We start from the raw sequence: 16,303 nt of genomic DNA, 5'->3' as shown, positions 1-16,303 counted from the left end.
TAAGCATGTCCTTAGATAAGAGAAGAAAAGATTTCGAGAAGTCTGCTGTTGATGAAGAATTAATCATGAATATCATGAGCGGCAATCAGTCTTCTGCTTTACCTCAAGCTGATCCCCAGCAGGAAATGCAGAAAGAAACAAGACTAAAAGCCCGCAGCAGTTCGTCAAAAAAGATGGATTATGAAGAGATATTTCTGGTAAACCGCTTTCCATCGGGCCGAAACGGCAAGGTCGTTTACATACGTCCGGAATATCACGAAAGACTAATCCGAATTGTGCAGCTGACAAGGGAAGAAAAGACCACCCTCTACTCCTATATTGACAACATACTGGAACATCACTTTAAGGAGTTTGGACATGATATTACTGAATATTTCAACGAACATTTTAAACCCATCTTATAAAGCTATGGAAATAGTAATTGTAATTTGCCTGCTAATAGTCATTGCCCTGCTTTTGCAAGACAAGATCATTATTATGACCAAATCGGAAAAAGAGGTGGTGCAGGACAAAGCCAATCCAAATTTACCTGATGTTATGGGACAGCCCAAACTGCAAAGGAGCTTTTTAATTCCAAACCCTGCCAATGAATGCCAAGTCGACGAGGAAGGTATAAATCATGGTAATTTAGACATAGAATACGACGAAAATGAAAACGAAGGTATTCAAATTCCGCAGGAAGAACTTGATGAAGTTTTCAGTGATATGCCTGATTTTGAACAGGAAGAAGAAGAATGGAATGGGTATGGAATATCCGGCGCAGATAACGGTTTTGCCCAAGGGGTTACCTTCGAGGAACTAAGCTCCGTGGGGATGATGCTTCAAAAAGACAGATTGGAGCTCTCTCAAAGGGAAACAGCGATAGCTTTAGTTCAGAAAATACAGGGGACCGAATTATTCAGTCTGCTGGAAAATTCCATGGAAAGCGCCTCCCGTAAAATAGCAGAGCTGTTGGACGGGAGCCTTTCTTCTGAAAAAGAATCCGGTTTTTCCTATATGCGGAAAAGTGATCTGAATGATTTTGACATTGGGGAGTTTGTGTGAGATTGGTTTTAAAGAAGACTTTTCAACTTTAAGATAATCTTCAAAAGAGCTTCACGGTTTTTTGCTTCGTGATAAAACTTTGGCAATTTTTCAAGCAATGTAAAATGCGACCTGTCTTTATGCTCTCTTAGATTTGCAGAAATGTATTTTTCCAGATATTCCAAATGGGAAAGATTATAAGCCCAAAAGACATTATTCTTGAAAGACGCTTTCAGCCAAAGCTCTGCACCGAAATAAGAACCTGCAGGCAGCTGCCAATTTCCTGAATGCCCAAAAACAGCCACTTCGGTCGTTTTCTGTTTATTGTAACCGCAATTTTCACAAAACAAACGAGCCGAGTTATTTTCGTAATCTACTCTTGCAAAAGCTTTCTTCCCGCATTTTGGGCAAACCACAAGAACATCCGTCCAAAATTCGGAGATTTTTTTGTTTTCATCTTGGAAACGGCCTTGTTTCATATTTTACTCTTAGTAGGTCTCAAATTTTACTTTGTCTTCATATCTTTTGCAATGATAAATGATTTTGTCTACCAATGGCGGAATATTTTGATTGAGATATTTCTTTTCCGAAAAACCATCATTGTCATTTGAAATGTCTGATTTGTACAAAACTAATGATTGCAGAATGAAATTGAGCGAAGATTTCAGTTTCGCCATTTCTTGTTTGTTATCTAGAATTTTTATGATATTTCTATTGAAAAAGTCTTTTTGAGTGGTTGCCGATTTAATTAGACGGTCTAATTTCTCTAATTGTTGTGGCTTTTCTTTGGAATTGACAGTCGTTCTGATTTCCAGCAAATAACTTTTCACCAAGAACAAACTGTCAACAACTTTAGAGGTTTGGGAATTTGCCTGAAATGAAATCAGAAAAAATAATAGAAATAACGTCCTCATAAATTATCTTTATTTAAAAAATTTATCATTAAGATAATACCTGAATTTTGTTGTCAACGAACCGTCATTCGCTTTAATTTTAATGCACGCCATATAGTGTGCTTTTATGTATTCATGAGTCCCTCTCTGATAGTAGACAGGTATTTTTTCATAAACTTTTTCAGCCACTTCTTCCATATAGGAATAATTAGTTTTCTCATATTTTCTCATAAACCAATCGTCTTTAATTTTATATGAACTATCGCCAAAACTTTCGGCTTCTTCCATTACCACTATCCACTTCCCATCGTCGTCTGGCTTAAACCAATAGTATTTAACATTTCCTGTTAAATTACCATACATATCCATATCTCTTTCTATAATCCAATAATTTCCATCGTCTTCTTGCAGGTTTTCATAAGCCTTGTTTGTATAGCGCTTAAAGTATTCTACAGCTGCATCATACTCCATTCCTAAATAAGTTTGTGCACAAACATTCCCCGAAAAAACAAGGAATGCAGATAATACTGCGGTTTTAATTAATTTTTTCATAATAAAATTATTTGATTTTAAAACTTGACGTATCAAGGTAAAAACTTAAAATTAAACTAGGAACCAACATTACATAATGAGGATTATTTTTGAAATATTTATCATTTGCCTTGTAAACAGGTACATCAAATGAGGACTGCACATAATTAGTTTTTTCATATCCATTTTTTAGAGCATCAGCTACGCTTGCGCTCTTCCATAATGAACCGTAGAATTCTTCTGGGCTGTAGACCTCTATTTCGTTGCAAATCATTTGCTTTCCTCTTTTCACGAAATAAAAATTTCTACTTACACTGCCTCTGTCTTTATTTTCAACATATTCTTCAACAATCCTTCGCTCATTGTCAAATTTTTCGACTTTGTATTCTCTTTTGTCTGAATCTATTTTTTTTATGACATAGTCATACTCTTTTCCCAAAAGCTCTTGTCCGAGAGCTACAGTAGTCTGTCCGACGGTATTCCCCGAAAAAATCAGGAATACAAATAAAACTGCGGTTTTAATTAAATGCTTCATAATTCATGAATTTCACTATTTATCAATCTATTTTTTTTCCGTTTTTGTAATGCTCTATGGTTTCCAAACGTCCATTTTCATAAACTTTCTTTTCGCCTTCGTATAATTCGTCAGCATTTAATTTAACGGATGCTATCAAATTTCCATTTGGGGCATACATTTGCAATTCTTCTGCTTTTCCGTTTTCGTCAAAATATTCCCAACGGCCGAATTTTTTTCCGCTATCGTAATGACCACTGTAATAGATTTTTCCATTATCATAGTAACCTTTTACTTTTCCAGCCCAGTTCCCATCTATTGCAAAGCCTTCTAATTTCGGTTTCCCGTTGTAATAATATTCTATGTAATCTCCGTCCCGTTTTCCTGTTACAAAATTTTGACAGGCTGCTATTTTCAACCTTCCTCCGCTGTAGTATTCCTTATATTCTTTGTAAGTTTTTGGGTCAGATTTTATTATTTGTGTTTTGTCATAAACTTTCCTGTTTTGTTCGCCATACATTAGCGTCATAATAAATCCTTCCTGAAAATCTTCATCAGAATCAATATCAAATTTCCGTTCCGAAGGGTTCTTTTCTTCTAAAGATTCTGCACCTTGTGCGAAAATAGTTCCCGAAGAAATAAAGAAACTCATAAGAAATAGGATTTTAATTGAACTTTCCATAACTTTTTTGTTCAATAATTATTTATATTCCTGCGGAAATTGAATATTAAACGAAGTGAAACCTTGTTTTTTTGAACTGATTTATGACCCAAAACTTTAATCATGCCAAAATCCCTTTTGTATTGCATATTTCGCCTTTTTGAAAGCTTCTACCAAATCTTCTGCTAAATATTCGTTTTGCTTTTCATAAGACAGCTGAAGGAAAAACATGTCGCTTGTTCTTATGCTTTTTTCTCCATTTTCTTTGGTTTGGGTAATTTTTACTGCATCGGGTTCGGTTTCAAAAATTACATTGATATCTTTTACCACGGCTTTTATTTTTTGTAAATCTACTTCCTGTCTTTCGGTGTAGAAATCTTCCCCATAATCACTTTTCTTTTTCACTTCTATGCTCAGGATTTTCATTGTAGTCTGCATTTCTCCCACTTCTTTTCCCTCAGAATTTATGGCAGTAATTGTCAATATGCTGTCCTTAATGCTGAAATTTTTCTGCACTTCAAATTTTTCTGCATTATAATTCCCAAGGTCTTCTTTTTGAGCTTTTGTTTCTTTTTTCAACTGTAAATTCAAAATTTTTACGATTTCAGAAGTTTGGGAAAATGCAAAAAAAGATTGAAGAAGCAAAAAAAGGGCGATAGCATTTTTCATTTTTTAAAAGTATTGTTTAGATGCTGATATTTATGATATTTTCCGCCGCCTTGTTTTACGATATCAAACATCTTTGCTACTAATTCTTGCTCTTTTGAACCCGGAAATTTCTTATCCCAATAATCTTTTTCTTCATATACATAATCCATAATATTCATACCGTCAATTTCATCTATCACATCAAGAGGAAATTTAAAAACCGTAACGGCACGTCGCAAGAAATCTATGTTCCCGATCGCTACAGCTACTTTTAACAGTTGAATATTTACCTTGTGCGTTCTTATTGTACTGCACAGAATACATTTGTAGCATTTGGCAAAATAGGCTTGTATTTTTGCAACAAATAGTTGGTCACCATCTTTTGCATAATCGACTTTTGCCAATCTCGCCATTTCCTCTTCATATTCATAAAAATAAGGAGATTCTTCATCTTCTACTTCACTCCAATGTTCCAACGCACTGCATAATTTCCCGTATCCATTATAGGTTTCAGATGTGCGTTCGCACTCATAATTTGGAATTTTTACCTGAGCGGAATTTTTAGCAGAGAAACAGAGAAGTATTATTGAAAATATGAATTTCATAAACTATCCTATTTGGTTTGCTAATTTATAAGTTGAGAAAAACTCCTCATCCAATTCTTCTGGAGAGTATTCTATAACAATACCTTCTGGTAAAAACGCTTTTCCATAATCGAGTTGTGTGCGAATTATTTCTAACAGAAATGGAGGCTGTCCTGTAAAACCTTTAACAATGTTTATCTTGAAACTCTCTTTTGAGGTAAGCCCATTTGACGGCACTCTTATTTTCAAAGAGTTACGAAAAATTTCTATTCCTTTGATAACTTCAAGATAAGGCTGTAAGTGCAGGCTTTCACCTACAATTTTATCATTAACAGCCGTCACCGTAATGTTGGCAATAGTTCTTTCATTTTGGTCAACCACCAGTACAGTTTTATATTTATCAGTATGTTCAATGGGATAAGATCTTTCTACTGAAAAGAATACAGAACCTTCTGTATTTGCAAGGGTCCCGAAGATTAGCGTAAGCACAAGTTCTGTATCCACTATACTTGGAGGATCTTTTTTTTCTAAGTGATACAAAGGTTTTTGCCCAAATGTTGGGAATGTTCCGTTAATTACAATTTGTGGAGTTTTGCCAGTGTTATCTACAGCAGCACTCCAGTTTCCGATGTTTTGATTTGCTTTCATTTTATTTTCTTTATGGTTCTACAAAAGTTACATATGACATTTTTACAATTTTATAACCCGGATTCTTTAATTGAATGCCAACAATTAAAAAAGGGGAAGAAGTCCCTTCAAATTGATTGTCCAATCCCAAAATCTTAAATTGTTTAGGTCTTATAATATACAATGCTCTATATTTTCCAGGATAAGGCTGTGTAGAATAAATGAAATAGATGTTTTTATCGTACACAAAATCTGTTTCATAAGCCAGATTGGTCAATGTCCCGTTAAAATTTTCTACACTAACAACAGTTAAGCCTGACTTTAAAAAGTCTTGTACAACCGTATCGTTTGTATTTGCTGTTTGGGCAAATCCATTTCCTGCCAACATAATGAAACAGACAAGGATTGCGTGCTTTAATTTTATTTTCATACTCCTTCGGTTTTGCTGTTGCTTTAGTTAAAAGATCTATTTTGATTTTTAGCCAATGTTTTCATAATTCATTTTTTATAACCGTAAAATTATGGCAGCATTAAAAACCAAACAATCGCTAATGGTAGTGAATTTTTTATGAAATTTTGTATTTTTGAAATAATTAACCGGCTAATCTGACAATACTTATGGAAATCGTGAAATTTGACGAGATGAAAAAAACGTGGTTTCAGATTGCGAAAAACCACGATGGAAAAATCGATTCCAAGTTTGAGCTTGAAGTGCATAAAAAGCTTCTTGACATTTTCCAGGCAGGAGACTTCTATTATTACATTTTCAACACTGCAAACGCCGAAATGGAATTTATCAGTGAAAAAATAATTCCTATTCTGAAATTAAGTGATGTTTCCGAGTTCACTGTTAAATATATCTTTGACAATTTGCATCCTGATGACAAGGAAAGATTTATCCTCTATGAGCAGAAAGTAACTGAGTTTTTTAATAATCTTAAGCCTGAGCAGGTTACCAGATACAAAGTAATTTATGACTATCGACTCCGGAAAACCGATGGATCCTATATCTGGGTGCTTATGCAGACCGTTACAATTCAAAGCACCGATGACGGAGCTGTAATAAGGGTGCTGGGCATACAGACAGACATCTCCCACTTGAAGACCGGCAGCATAGGATCGGGATTATCGTTTATAGGTCTTGAAGGCGAACCATCTTTCTACAATGTAAATACCCATTCCAGCCTTTTACTGCCGATAAAAGATCTATTCTCAAAAAGGGAAAAAGATATACTGCGTCTGGTCTTAGATGGAAAAAGCACCGTTGAGATTGCCGAAATTTTAAATCTTTCCATACACACAATAAACTCACATCGCAAAAATATTTTATCAAAATCTAAATGCAGTTCTCTGGCAGAACTTGGCTCAAAATCAATCATAGAGGGCTGGATTTAATTTTTTTTTCAATTTCACCTAACAAAGGCTGTATCGAACGATACAGCCTTTGTTTTTTATTATCATAACCACTCACTGCCAAATACTTCCTTTACAAACCTTATTGCCGGCTCATCCTGATTTCTAAAACACCTTTGTCGCGAAAGCCCGCATACTGCGGGATAAAGCAATAATTTAAAGTGTTTAATCATGGAAAAACAAAGAAAAAAAATCCTGCCGGCAGCAACTTTACTGCTTTTATCCTTAAAGATCTCCGCTCAGGGAAATGGAACAGCAGGTATTACAGAAGCCACCCAGATGGTTACTTCCTACTTTGACCCTGCCACCCAGCTCATCTACGCTATCGGAGCTGTAGTGGGGCTGATTGGCGGGGTTAAGGTGTACAACAAATTCAGCAGCGGGGATCCCGATACCTCAAAAACAGCGGCAAGCTGGTTTGGTGCCTGCATATTTCTGATTGTCGCGGCCACCATCCTCCGATCCTTCTTCCTTTAACCCTGCACTATGAATACTTACAAAATCAACAAAGGCATCGGGAGAACGGTCGAGTTCAGGGGGCTCAAGGCACAGTACCTGTTTATCTTCGCAGGCGGACTGCTTGCAATGCTTATCCTGGTTATGATTTTATACATGGCCGGGACTGGTTCCTATATCTGTCTTTTTCTAGGAACGGGCGGCGCCTCGCTGATTGTCTGGCAGACTTTCTCGCTTAACAGAAATTACGGGGAACACGGTCTTATGAAAATGGGTGCTAAGAAAAGGCATCCCCGTTACATCATTTGCCGCAAGCCTGTACGACGCTATTTGAGGTTGACCGCTAAATCAAGCATCATATGAGAAATACAGCCAAAACCACAACACTGGAAAGACGATTTCCGCTGCTTGCAGTGGAAAATAACTGTATCCTTTCCAAGGATGCGGATGTTACAGCCTGTTTTGAAGTCCTTCTGCCTGAGCTCTTTACGGTCGCTTCGTCTGAATATGAAGCTATTCATTCTGCCTGGCATAAGGCCGTTAAGACCCTTCCGGATTTTACGATCGTTCATAAACAGGACTGGTATATCAGCGAGAACTATGATCCTGAAATGAATAAGGATGACCAGAGCTTTCTGTCCAGGTCTTATCAGAGGCACTTTAATGAGCGTCCGTTCCTGAATCATTACTGCTACCTGTTTCTGACCAAGACCAGTAAAGAACGAATGAGGATGCAGAGCAATTTCTCCTCGCTCTGCAAAGGTGTACTTATACCTAAAGAAATCAGGGACAAGGAAGCAGTCCAACATTTCATGGAAGCAGTCGCGCAGTTTGAGCGTATTATAAACGATTGCGGATATGTCAAAATCCGCCGCATGAGCGAAGAGGATATAATGGGATCCGAAGACCGATCAGGACTGCTCGAACAGTACCTGACCCTTTCACAGAAAACAGGGACGCCACTGCAGGATATCGCCTTGGGCAGCGAAGAGGTACGTGTGGGAAACAAAAGGCTCTGCTTGCACACGCTCTCGGACACCGACGATCTGCCTTCATCTGTATCGGCTGATACAAGGTATGAGAAACTCTCCACCGACCGCAGCGACTGCCGCCTGTCCTTTGCAGCTCCTGTAGGGTTGCTTCTTGATTGCAGCCACATCTACAATCAGTATCTCTTTTTGGACAACAGTGAAGAGAACCTACAGAAGTTTGAAAAATCCGCCCGAAACATGCACTCTCTGGCACGCTACAGCCGCGCCAACCAGATCAACAAAGAATGGATTGAACGCTATCTAAATGAGGCGCATTCTTTTGGGCTGTCCTCTGTAAGGGCGCACTTCAATATCATGGCATGGTCTGAGGAGCCGTCCGAACTCAAACAGCTCAAAAATGACTGCGGAAGCGCGCTGGCCCTTATGGAATGCAAGCCTAGGCACAATACAACAGATACTGCAACGCTGTATTGGGCAGGCATGCCCGGAAATGCAGGGGACTTCCCCAGCGAGGAAAGCTTTTACACGTTTATAGAACCCGCTTTGTGCTTTTTCACCCAGGAAACCAATTACCATGATTCGCCATCGCCTTTCGGCATCAAAATGGCCGACAGGCTCACGGGCAAACCCATTCATCTGGATATTTCGGATCTGCCCATGAAACGAGGCATCATTACCAACCGCAACAAATTCATACTTGGCCCTTCGGGAAGCGGCAAGTCTTTTTTTACCAATCATATGGTAAGGCAGTATTATGAGCAGGGCGCGCATGTCCTGCTAGTGGATACTGGAAACTCTTATCAGGGTTTGTGCGAGCTCATTAAAGGAAAAACCAAGGGCGAAGACGGAGTGTATTTTACCTATACAGAAGACAACCCTATTGCCTTCAACCCATTCTATACAGATGATGGGATTTTTGACATCGAAAAAAGGGAAAGCGTCAAAACGCTGATCCTGACCTTATGGAAACGTGATGACGAGCCTCCTACCCGCTCCGAAGAAGTCGCACTCTCCAATGCCGTGAGCGGCTATATCGAAAAGATCAAGCACGACGATGCCCATCCTTCCTTCAATGGCTTCTACGAGTATGTTAGTGGGGATTACCAAAGCGTGCTGAACGAAAAGCAGGTCAGGGAAAAAGACTTTGACATAGCCAATTTCCTGAATGTCCTGGAACCTTATTACAAAGGCGGCGAGTATGACTACCTGCTGAATTCCAACAAACAGCTGGACCTTCTTTCCAAGCGCTTTATCGTCTTTGAGATTGACGCCATCAAGGAGCATAAGATCCTCTTCCCAATTGTGACGATCATTATTATGGAAGTGTTCATCAACAAGATGCGAAGGCTTAAAGGCATCCGAAAGCTTATCCTGATTGAGGAGGCATGGAAGGCTATTGCCAAGGAAGGAATGGCAAATTACATCAAGTACCTGTTCAAGACCGTGAGAAAATTCTTTGGAGAAGCCATCGTAGTGACCCAGGAAGTGGACGACATTATCCAGTCGCCCATCGTCAAGGAAAGCATCATCAACAATTCAGACTGCAAGATCCTTCTGGATCAGCGCAAATACATGAACAAGTTTGATGATATACAAGCTATGCTGGGGCTGACCGACAAGGAAAAAGCGCAGGTGCTTTCCATCAACATGAACAACGACGCATCACGCCTGTATAAGGAAGTCTGGATCGGATTGGGAGGAACGCACTCAGGGGTATATGCCACCGAAGTCAGTCTTGAGGAATATCTGGCTTACACCACCGAAGAGACCGAAAAACTGGAAGTGATGCAGCTTGCGGCTGCACTTGGCGGAAATATTGAGCTCGCCATCAAGCAGATTGCCATAAGACGCCGCGAGCAGGAAAATCAATAATCTAAAACAACTTAAAAATTAAAAACAATGAAAAGAATACTATTCATGGCGTGTGCCGCAATTATGCTTTCCGGCGCGCCATCAGCAAAAGCGCAGTTTGTAGTGACCGACCCGGCCAATCTTGCCTCGGGAATCCTCAATAGCGCAAACGAGATCATTCAGACCTCCTCAACGGTGAGCAACGTTGTCAAGAATTTCAAGGAAGTAGAAAAGGTCTACAAGCAGGGCAAGGAATATTATGACAAGCTGCAGGCCATCAACAATCTGGTAAAAGATGCCCGCAAGGTACAGCAGACGGTGCTATTGGTTGGTGATGTATCTGAAATGTACGTAAAGAATTTCGGCAGGATGCTCAATGATCCAAACTTTTCGGCAAGGGAACTCACCGCCATTGCCAAGGGATATTCGGCGCTGCTGGGAGAGAGTACCGAACTTTTGAAAGAACTCAAGCAGATTGTCACATCCTCGAGCCTGTCGCTCAGTGACAAGGAACGAATGGATATTGTTGACCGAGTATATAAAGAGGTGAAAGAATACCACAGCCTGGTACGGTATTACACCAATAAAAATATTTCAGTCAGTATCCTAAGGGCTAAAAAGCAGAACAGCACCAAAAGGGTTCTGGAACTTTACGGCACCCCAAACCAAAAATACTGGTAAGATGGAATTCAATAATCTTCATGAGGTCCTCCGCTCTCTGTATGATGAGATGCTGCCACTGTCCGCCGATATGGCGGCGGTGGCCAAAGGACTCGCAGGACTCGGAGCTCTGTTTTTTGTGGCCTTGAAAGTCTGGCAGGCACTCAGCCGCGCCGAACCCATTGATGCCTATCCGCTTCTGCGACCTTTTGCACTGGGTCTCTGCATCATGTTTTTCCCGACCATCGTACTGGGCTCAATCAATGCTGTATTAAGCCCGATAGTTCAGGGAACACATGGCATTCTGGAAGATCAGGTATTGGACCTGAACGATCTGCAGGCAAAAAAAGACCTTCTGGAGCATGAAGCGATGATCCGCAATCCTGAGACCGCCTACATGGTATCGGACGCTGAGTTCGACAAGAAGCTTGACGAGCTCGGCTGGTCGCCCTCAGACATCGGAACGATGGCCTCAATGTACATGGACAGGCAGACTTATCAGATAGAGAAAATAATTAAGGAGTGGTTTCGCAACCTGCTCGAAATACTGTTTCAGGCTGCGTCGCTGGTAATCGACACCATACGGACTTTCTTTCTTATAGTGCTGTCCATCCTCGGACCCATCGCATTTGCCATTTCAGTGTGGGATGGCTTTGAGTCAACACTCACCCAATGGATTACCAGATATGTCAGCGTTTATCTCTGGCTTCCCGTAGCGGATCTTTTCAGTTCTATGCTGGCCAGGATACAGTCCCTGATTATTGAAAGGGACATTGAAATGCTTGCCGATCCCGCTTTCATTCCTGACACGTCAAACACCGTGTACATCATTTTTATGATAATAGGCATTGTAGGCTATTTTACCATTCCGACTGTGACAGGCTGGATAATCCAGGCAGGCGGCGCAGGAAACTTTTCACGCAACATCCATCAGACTGCCATGAAATCCGGAAATATCGCAGGCGCCGGAGCAGGTTCCACCGCAGGCAACATTGCTGGAAGGCTCATCAATAAATAACTATTAAACAATCGATAAGATGGAATTTAAAACACTTAGAAATATAGAAAACAGTTTTCGCCAGATCAGGCTCTACGCCATCGTGTTTGCCGTGCTCTGTGCATTTGTGACCGGCTACGCGCTTTGGAAATCTTACCGTTTTGCCGAGCAGCAGCGCCAGAAAATTTATGTGCTGGACAATGGCAAATCACTCATGCTCGCTCTTGCCCAAGATGCCTCGATCAACCGTCCCGTGGAAGCCCGCGAGCACGTAAGGCGTTTTCACGAGCTATTCTTTACCCTTGCCCCTGACAAGAATGCCATCGAAAGCAATATGAAAAGGGCATTCAACCTTGCCGATAAAAGTGCCTTTGATTATTACAAGGATCTTTTGGAGAAAGGCTATTACAACCGGATTATATCGGGCAATGTCCAGCAGCGCATTGAAATGGACAGCGTGGTCTGCAATTTTGAGACATACCCTTATGCAGTGCGCAGCTATGCAAGGCAGATTATCATACGCTCTAGCAATGTTACCAAACGCAGTCTGGTCACCTTTTGCCTTCTGGTCAACTCGGTACGCTCGGACAATAATCCGCAGGGCTTTAATATTGAAAAATTTGCCGTGGTTGAAAACCGGGATATAGAAGTAATCCAGCGCTAAAAAAAATCTTATGGAAGCATTATATAATTTAGAAACATTTACGGGAATCCTGACTGGCAAAGGCTACAACGGCTACTTTCATACGCAGGGTGCATACGCAGGAAAGTTAAAAGACAGCATCAGCGAATACCTTGAAAACTGCCAAAAAGGGACAGACAGTCTGCCTAAAGCAGACTTGCTGCTGACAGGCTACCTGGAATGGTCGGGTGATTACAATCCAAGTGTGCAATGCATTATGTGGGTAGAATATCTGAACGGTAAATTTTCCCTCAACAGAATGGAGGTTGCAAGGAAAGATCAATTTGGGCAGCTTCTGAAAAAATCGGAATTGACAAACCTCTCCGTGATGACTGCGCCTACCGCATCGCAGGCAGTCGCCCTGGTCAATGACGAACAGCAGCAGCAAGCAGATAAACCCTCCAAAGGTTTTAAACTCTGATAACACAAACAGCAACGGTTATGAAAAAATTAAGAGTAAATATAGACCGATGGCTCGAAAGGCTTGACAGTAACTGGGACGCAATGCCGATAAAAAGGCAGCACCAGCTGATACTGTGCTTTTTTGCAGCTTATGTGCTGCTGACGGCATTTGTCATTTTCAACGTATGCCTTGATACGGCACTCGCGAGAAACAATATCGCTGTCGAGCACATCCAAAACCCGGCGCAGCCAGAGAAAGAAAGCCAGGCATCTGTAAAAGACACCCTAAAGCCAATTTTAAAAAAATAGGATTATGAAAGAAACTAAAAAAAAAGTCCGCCTTCTATCAGATGAAACCGGACAGAGCAACTCGCGCGTGCCTGATGAAAAGAAGACAGCTCTCGAGCGTTTTAAAAAGCCGGTCATTTTCACCCTAATGGGAATTGTATGCTTCGGATGCATGTACTTAATCTTTAAGCCGTCGAAGGATAAAAGGCAGATCGAAGATATTGGTCTGAACGAGAGCGTTCCGCAGGCAAGCGGATCCGTACTGCAGGCTGACAAACAGAAAGCGTATGAGCAGAAAATGCTCGAAGACAAAGAAGAGCAGAAAAAGAACGCTTTAACGGACCTGTCCGATTACTGGAACGAGGACAGCGCTGGTCAGGAACAATCCCCGCCCGATGACACAGAAGATCCTAAAAATCCGGCGCTGAACACCTACCGCAGTGCCCAAAGCACTCTGGGCTCATTCTATCAGGAGGATAACAGCGAAACAAAGGAACTCCGCAGGCAGCTCGAGGAGATGAAACAGGAGCTTGCACAAAAGGAAATTCCCCCGCCGGCAACTGTTGATGACCAGCTGGCGCTTATGGAAAAATCCTATCAGATGGCTGCCAAATACCTTCCCTCAGGCTCTGTTCCCGCCACTGCTGCAGGCAAAAACACTACTGTGGAAATGGCGGAATCAGAACAGAAGATTTTTTTGGCTCTGGCTCCTATAAGAAAAAGCAAGGTTTCCTCCTTGTACCGTGCTCCTTCCGACAGCACTTTGCATGCAGAATGGAACACATACAGAGGGTTTAATCCTGCAGCTTCAGTGCAGGAAACACTTAATACAAAAAACAGCGTCAGGGCCTGCGTGCACCAAACCCAGACCATCATCGGAGAGGCAGGCGTATCGCTTCGACTACTCGAACCTGCAAAGATTTCAGGCCGTATCATAGCCGCAGGTTCTATAGTCACTGCACATGCCAAAATTCAGGCAGGAAGGCTTCAGTTGAAAATCACTTCGATCGAACTTGACGGATCCATTATTGCGGCGGATATCAACATTTACGATCTTGACGGCCAGCAGGGAGTGCCTGTTCCGTATTCTGCCGAAAGAAGCGCCCTTACCGAAATGGCGGGCAATATGAGCCAGCAGTCCGGCACCAGCCTAATGATGACCCAGTCGGCAGGACAGCAGATGGCCGCCGACCTGAGCCGCGGGGTGGTACAGGGCATCTCGGGCTATTTCTCCAAGAAAACAAGGTCGCCCAAAGTTACCCTTAAAGCGGGGCATCAGGTCTTTCTGGTTTCCAAAAAATAACAGCAATCTCTAATAAATCAATTATGAAAAATCATTTAAAGACATTTTTGGCTATTACCATTTTTATAACCCGCGCAGTATTTGCATCAGCGCAGGAAAATCATATTTCAAACCTGGATTTGGCAACAATAGAGCCATACGACATGCAGGTCACTTACGATAAAACTTCCCATCTTATTTTCCCCTCCGCTATAAGATACGTGGATTTGGGAAGCGACTTTCTAACGGCCGGAAAGGCCGAGGATGCAGAAAACGTCCTTCGCGTCAAGGCAGCCGTCAGGACTTTTGAGCAAGAAACCAACTTTTCGGTCATTACCGATGACGGACGCTTTTACAGTTTTAATGTTCAGTACAGCTCCGCACCAACGACTCTGAGCTATGATCTGCAGCTGATGCAAAGGGCCACGGACAAAACCACAGCAAGCAGTGCGCTTTTTGAAGAGCTAGGCAAAACACCGCCTTCCCTCGCTGCCTTGATCCTGGAAACTATTTACAAAAACAATAAACGAGTCTTAAAACATATTTCATCGCAGAGTTTCGGGATACAGTTCAGCCTAAAGGGCATCTATATCCACAGCGGCAAGTATTATTTCCACACCCAGCTTGAAAACAGCACCAATGTCCCCTTCTCTATTGATTTTATGAGCTTCAAGGTTGTCGATAAAAAAACAGCCAGGCGCACTGCCATCCAGCAAAGGCCGATTATCCCGCTGCGCACTTATAAAATGACGGATGAGGTTCCAGGAAAAACCGCAGACCAGAATGTGTTTCTCTTGGACCAGTTTACTATAGCGGATGACCAAGTGCTGCTGATTGAGATTTTTGAGAAAAACGGAGGCAGACACCAGACACTCAAGATAAAAAATTCAGATCTGGTCAAAGCCAGGCTGATAAGCGATATGCACCTTAAATTTTAGCACTTGCCAAAAGTATTGAAATGAAATATATTACAGCCCAAAGCAATGCTTTGGGCTGTTTTGTTTGCTGCCCTTCTTAATCCTTTACTGCACACCGAATTGCATAACTCAATTATCCTTAATACCTTAGCATTGAACATCAAGAACCAAAACCTATTTTGGCAATAATGATTTAACTTATATTGTTATGCAAAACAAAATTGACCGCACCAACGCCTTTTATATCGAAATGTCCAGAAAAGTGCTTCCTGAAAAGGAATATCGCCTGCTTCATAAACTTCTGTTAGAAAAGCCCCCCCTTAAAGAGGCGGTAGCTCAATATGGCATTACATCCCAATATGTCGAGGCGCTTTATGAGAGAACATTGAGTAAAGCAAACGTAGTGAGAGAACTGCTTTCAGAAATCAAAGGGTATATTGAGAAGCTGCAGGAGCTAAAACGCGAACTAAACCCCAGTCCCGCCCAGATCAGAAAAGAAAAAACTAAAAAAGACAGGGAAAAACGCGTCTCTGACAGCCTGTATCCGTTAAGCAGAAGACTGCTGTCGGTATTCGATGCAATGGAGATCGAGACCTTCGGGCAGATCGCTGATTTCCCTCTTAAGGACTTCCTTCGTATCCGGGGATTTAGAGCCAAGTGCAAAGAAGAGCTCATAGCCCTTATCGAATTTGAAAAGATGCAGTATCTCTTCAAAGGCTTTTCCCTCTGGAAAAAAGAGCCTATACCACAATTTAAATAAAAGGCGTTGCCATAAAGCGGCCTTCTTTTGCTTCTTTTCTTTGGCCGCCCCGGAAAGAAAAGAAGCCCCACCAAAAACAGCAAAAGGGATACAGCATCCCTTAAAAAAAAAAACGCAGCGGA

At 41.5% G+C, this 16,303-nt stretch carries 23 protein-coding genes; 14 read left to right on the top strand and 9 right to left on the bottom strand.

The window, feature by feature from the left end:
* Positions 1-5 precede the first annotated feature (5 nt).
* Entirely contained in the window at positions 6-404 is a 399-nt protein-coding gene (locus ACODST_RS14395; protein ID WP_488932812.1) for a DUF3408 domain-containing protein, read from the top strand.
* A 4-nt stretch (positions 405-408) separates the two neighbouring features.
* Positions 409-1,044 (top strand): conjugal transfer protein TraD, encoded by a 636-nt coding sequence (locus ACODST_RS14390; protein WP_488932811.1) that lies wholly within the window; start codon positions 409-411, stop codon positions 1,042-1,044.
* Between the two features lie 8 nt (positions 1,045-1,052).
* Here the strand turns inward: ACODST_RS14390 and ACODST_RS14385 are convergent, their stop codons facing one another.
* The 9 genes from ACODST_RS14385 to ACODST_RS14345 all read right to left on the bottom strand — a co-directional run bounded on the left by ACODST_RS14385 (position 1,053) and on the right by ACODST_RS14345 (position 5,911).
* Positions 1,053-1,502: a hypothetical protein gene (locus ACODST_RS14385; RefSeq protein WP_488932810.1), complete on the bottom strand. Its 450-nt coding sequence runs from the start codon at positions 1,500-1,502 to the stop codon at positions 1,053-1,055.
* 9 nt (positions 1,503-1,511) lie between these two features.
* Positions 1,512-1,937 (bottom strand): hypothetical protein, encoded by a 426-nt coding sequence (locus ACODST_RS14380; RefSeq protein WP_488932809.1) that lies wholly within the window; start codon positions 1,935-1,937, stop codon positions 1,512-1,514.
* Positions 1,938-1,946: 9 nt separating this feature from the next.
* A complete protein-coding gene (locus tag ACODST_RS14375) occupies positions 1,947-2,468 on the bottom strand; it encodes a hypothetical protein (protein WP_488932808.1) in 522 nt (173 codons plus the stop codon).
* A gap of 7 nt (positions 2,469-2,475) precedes the next feature.
* Entirely contained in the window at positions 2,476-2,982 is a 507-nt protein-coding gene (locus tag ACODST_RS14370; RefSeq protein ID WP_488932807.1) for a hypothetical protein, read from the bottom strand.
* Between the two features lie 22 nt (positions 2,983-3,004).
* Complete coding sequence (locus ACODST_RS14365) at positions 3,005-3,613, bottom strand: toxin-antitoxin system YwqK family antitoxin (protein WP_488932806.1); 609 nt, start codon at positions 3,611-3,613, stop codon at positions 3,005-3,007.
* A 126-nt stretch (positions 3,614-3,739) separates the two neighbouring features.
* Positions 3,740-4,291, bottom strand: coding sequence for a hypothetical protein (locus ACODST_RS14360; RefSeq protein ID WP_488932805.1), 552 nt, complete (start codon positions 4,289-4,291; stop codon positions 3,740-3,742).
* Entirely contained in the window at positions 4,288-4,875 is a 588-nt protein-coding gene (locus tag ACODST_RS14355) for a hypothetical protein (RefSeq protein WP_488932804.1), read from the bottom strand. Before ACODST_RS14355 ends, ACODST_RS14360 begins: the two co-directional genes overlap by 4 nt.
* Before the next feature lie 3 nt (positions 4,876-4,878).
* Positions 4,879-5,502, bottom strand: coding sequence for a hypothetical protein (locus ACODST_RS14350; protein WP_488932803.1), 624 nt, complete (start codon positions 5,500-5,502; stop codon positions 4,879-4,881).
* 10 nt (positions 5,503-5,512) lie between these two features.
* A complete protein-coding gene (locus tag ACODST_RS14345) occupies positions 5,513-5,911 on the bottom strand; it encodes a hypothetical protein (protein ID WP_488932802.1) in 399 nt (132 codons plus the stop codon).
* 188 nt (positions 5,912-6,099) lie between these two features.
* On the opposite strand from ACODST_RS14345, the gene ACODST_RS14340 reads away from it, so the two are divergent.
* From ACODST_RS14340 to ACODST_RS14285, 12 genes are all read left to right on the top strand, one after another.
* Positions 6,100-6,876: a LuxR C-terminal-related transcriptional regulator gene (locus tag ACODST_RS14340; protein WP_488932801.1), complete on the top strand. Its 777-nt coding sequence runs from the start codon at positions 6,100-6,102 to the stop codon at positions 6,874-6,876.
* Between the two features lie 189 nt (positions 6,877-7,065).
* On the top strand, positions 7,066-7,371 hold the full coding sequence (locus ACODST_RS14335) for a DUF4134 domain-containing protein (RefSeq protein ID WP_488932800.1): 306 nt from the start codon (positions 7,066-7,068) through the stop codon (positions 7,369-7,371).
* A 9-nt stretch (positions 7,372-7,380) separates the two neighbouring features.
* The gene (locus tag ACODST_RS14330) at positions 7,381-7,713 is read left to right on the top strand and encodes a DUF4133 domain-containing protein (RefSeq protein ID WP_488932799.1); all 333 of its coding nucleotides are present in this window, start codon (positions 7,381-7,383) and stop codon (positions 7,711-7,713) included.
* Positions 7,710-10,214 (top strand): TraG family conjugative transposon ATPase, encoded by a 2,505-nt coding sequence (locus ACODST_RS14325; protein WP_488932798.1) that lies wholly within the window; start codon positions 7,710-7,712, stop codon positions 10,212-10,214. The genes ACODST_RS14330 and ACODST_RS14325 overlap by 4 nt, the downstream gene beginning before the upstream one ends.
* 27 nt (positions 10,215-10,241) lie before the next feature.
* Positions 10,242-10,874: a DUF4141 domain-containing protein gene (locus ACODST_RS14320; protein ID WP_488932797.1), complete on the top strand. Its 633-nt coding sequence runs from the start codon at positions 10,242-10,244 to the stop codon at positions 10,872-10,874.
* Between the two features lies 1 nt (position 10,875).
* On the top strand, positions 10,876-11,871 hold the full coding sequence (traJ, locus tag ACODST_RS14315; RefSeq protein WP_488932796.1) for a conjugative transposon protein TraJ: 996 nt from the start codon (positions 10,876-10,878) through the stop codon (positions 11,869-11,871).
* A 19-nt stretch (positions 11,872-11,890) separates the two neighbouring features.
* Positions 11,891-12,514, top strand: a complete 624-nt coding sequence (gene traK / locus ACODST_RS14310) for a conjugative transposon protein TraK (RefSeq protein WP_488932795.1) — start codon at positions 11,891-11,893, stop codon at positions 12,512-12,514.
* 10 nt (positions 12,515-12,524) lie between these two features.
* A complete protein-coding gene (locus ACODST_RS14305; protein WP_488932794.1) occupies positions 12,525-12,953 on the top strand; it encodes a hypothetical protein in 429 nt (142 codons plus the stop codon).
* 20 nt (positions 12,954-12,973) lie between these two features.
* Positions 12,974-13,243, top strand: coding sequence for a nitrogen regulatory IIA protein (locus tag ACODST_RS14300; RefSeq protein WP_488932793.1), 270 nt, complete (start codon positions 12,974-12,976; stop codon positions 13,241-13,243).
* A gap of 4 nt (positions 13,244-13,247) precedes the next feature.
* A complete protein-coding gene (gene traM, locus ACODST_RS14295; RefSeq protein WP_488932792.1) occupies positions 13,248-14,525 on the top strand; it encodes a conjugative transposon protein TraM in 1,278 nt (425 codons plus the stop codon).
* 23 nt (positions 14,526-14,548) lie between these two features.
* Positions 14,549-15,442 carry a conjugative transposon protein TraN gene (gene traN, locus ACODST_RS14290; RefSeq protein WP_488932791.1) on the top strand — a complete coding sequence of 298 codons (894 nt, stop codon included), beginning with the start codon at positions 14,549-14,551 and terminating at the stop codon, positions 15,440-15,442.
* A gap of 187 nt (positions 15,443-15,629) precedes the next feature.
* Positions 15,630-16,181, top strand: a complete 552-nt coding sequence (locus tag ACODST_RS14285; RefSeq protein ID WP_488932790.1) for a hypothetical protein — start codon at positions 15,630-15,632, stop codon at positions 16,179-16,181.
* Positions 16,182-16,303: the final 122 nt, after the last annotated feature.

It is taken from the genome of Flavobacterium sp. FG19 (assembly GCF_057809475.1).
Note: the sequence above shows the minus strand (reverse complement) of the source record. Positions and strands in the feature narration are given on the sequence as shown.

Bases quoted from the DNA above. Each gene is read 5' to 3' on its own strand.
- ACODST_RS14365 (WP_488932806.1), bottom strand. From the start codon at position 3,613: ATGAGTTTCTTTATTTCTTCGGGAACTATTTTCGCACAAGGTGCAGAA.
- ACODST_RS14380 (WP_488932809.1), bottom strand. From the start codon at position 1,937: ATGAGGACGTTATTTCTATTATTTTTTCTGATTTCATTTCAGGCAAAT.
- ACODST_RS14350 (WP_488932803.1), bottom strand. From the start codon at position 5,502: ATGAAAGCAAATCAAAACATCGGAAACTGGAGTGCTGCTGTAGATAAC.
- ACODST_RS14370 (WP_488932807.1), bottom strand. From the start codon at position 2,982: ATGAAGCATTTAATTAAAACCGCAGTTTTATTTGTATTCCTGATTTTT.
- ACODST_RS14325 (WP_488932798.1), top strand. From the start codon at position 7,710: ATGAGAAATACAGCCAAAACCACAACACTGGAAAGACGATTTCCGCTG.
- ACODST_RS14340 (WP_488932801.1), top strand. From the start codon at position 6,100: ATGGAAATCGTGAAATTTGACGAGATGAAAAAAACGTGGTTTCAGATT.
- ACODST_RS14360 (WP_488932805.1), bottom strand. From the start codon at position 4,291: ATGAAAAATGCTATCGCCCTTTTTTTGCTTCTTCAATCTTTTTTTGCA.
- ACODST_RS14375 (WP_488932808.1), bottom strand. From the start codon at position 2,468: ATGAAAAAATTAATTAAAACCGCAGTATTATCTGCATTCCTTGTTTTT.
- ACODST_RS14355 (WP_488932804.1), bottom strand. From the start codon at position 4,875: ATGAAATTCATATTTTCAATAATACTTCTCTGTTTCTCTGCTAAAAAT.
- traJ (WP_488932796.1), top strand. From the start codon at position 10,876: ATGGAATTCAATAATCTTCATGAGGTCCTCCGCTCTCTGTATGATGAG.
- traM (WP_488932792.1), top strand. From the start codon at position 13,248: ATGAAAGAAACTAAAAAAAAAGTCCGCCTTCTATCAGATGAAACCGGA.
- ACODST_RS14385 (WP_488932810.1), bottom strand. From the start codon at position 1,502: ATGAAACAAGGCCGTTTCCAAGATGAAAACAAAAAAATCTCCGAATTT.
- ACODST_RS14300 (WP_488932793.1), top strand. From the start codon at position 12,974: ATGAAAAAATTAAGAGTAAATATAGACCGATGGCTCGAAAGGCTTGAC.
- ACODST_RS14285 (WP_488932790.1), top strand. From the start codon at position 15,630: ATGCAAAACAAAATTGACCGCACCAACGCCTTTTATATCGAAATGTCC.
- ACODST_RS14330 (WP_488932799.1), top strand. From the start codon at position 7,381: ATGAATACTTACAAAATCAACAAAGGCATCGGGAGAACGGTCGAGTTC.
- ACODST_RS14305 (WP_488932794.1), top strand. From the start codon at position 12,525: ATGGAAGCATTATATAATTTAGAAACATTTACGGGAATCCTGACTGGC.
- traK (WP_488932795.1), top strand. From the start codon at position 11,891: ATGGAATTTAAAACACTTAGAAATATAGAAAACAGTTTTCGCCAGATC.
- ACODST_RS14335 (WP_488932800.1), top strand. From the start codon at position 7,066: ATGGAAAAACAAAGAAAAAAAATCCTGCCGGCAGCAACTTTACTGCTT.
- ACODST_RS14395 (WP_488932812.1), top strand. From the start codon at position 6: ATGTCCTTAGATAAGAGAAGAAAAGATTTCGAGAAGTCTGCTGTTGAT.
- ACODST_RS14345 (WP_488932802.1), bottom strand. From the start codon at position 5,911: ATGAAAATAAAATTAAAGCACGCAATCCTTGTCTGTTTCATTATGTTG.
- traN (WP_488932791.1), top strand. From the start codon at position 14,549: ATGAAAAATCATTTAAAGACATTTTTGGCTATTACCATTTTTATAACC.
- ACODST_RS14320 (WP_488932797.1), top strand. From the start codon at position 10,242: ATGAAAAGAATACTATTCATGGCGTGTGCCGCAATTATGCTTTCCGGC.
- ACODST_RS14390 (WP_488932811.1), top strand. From the start codon at position 409: ATGGAAATAGTAATTGTAATTTGCCTGCTAATAGTCATTGCCCTGCTT.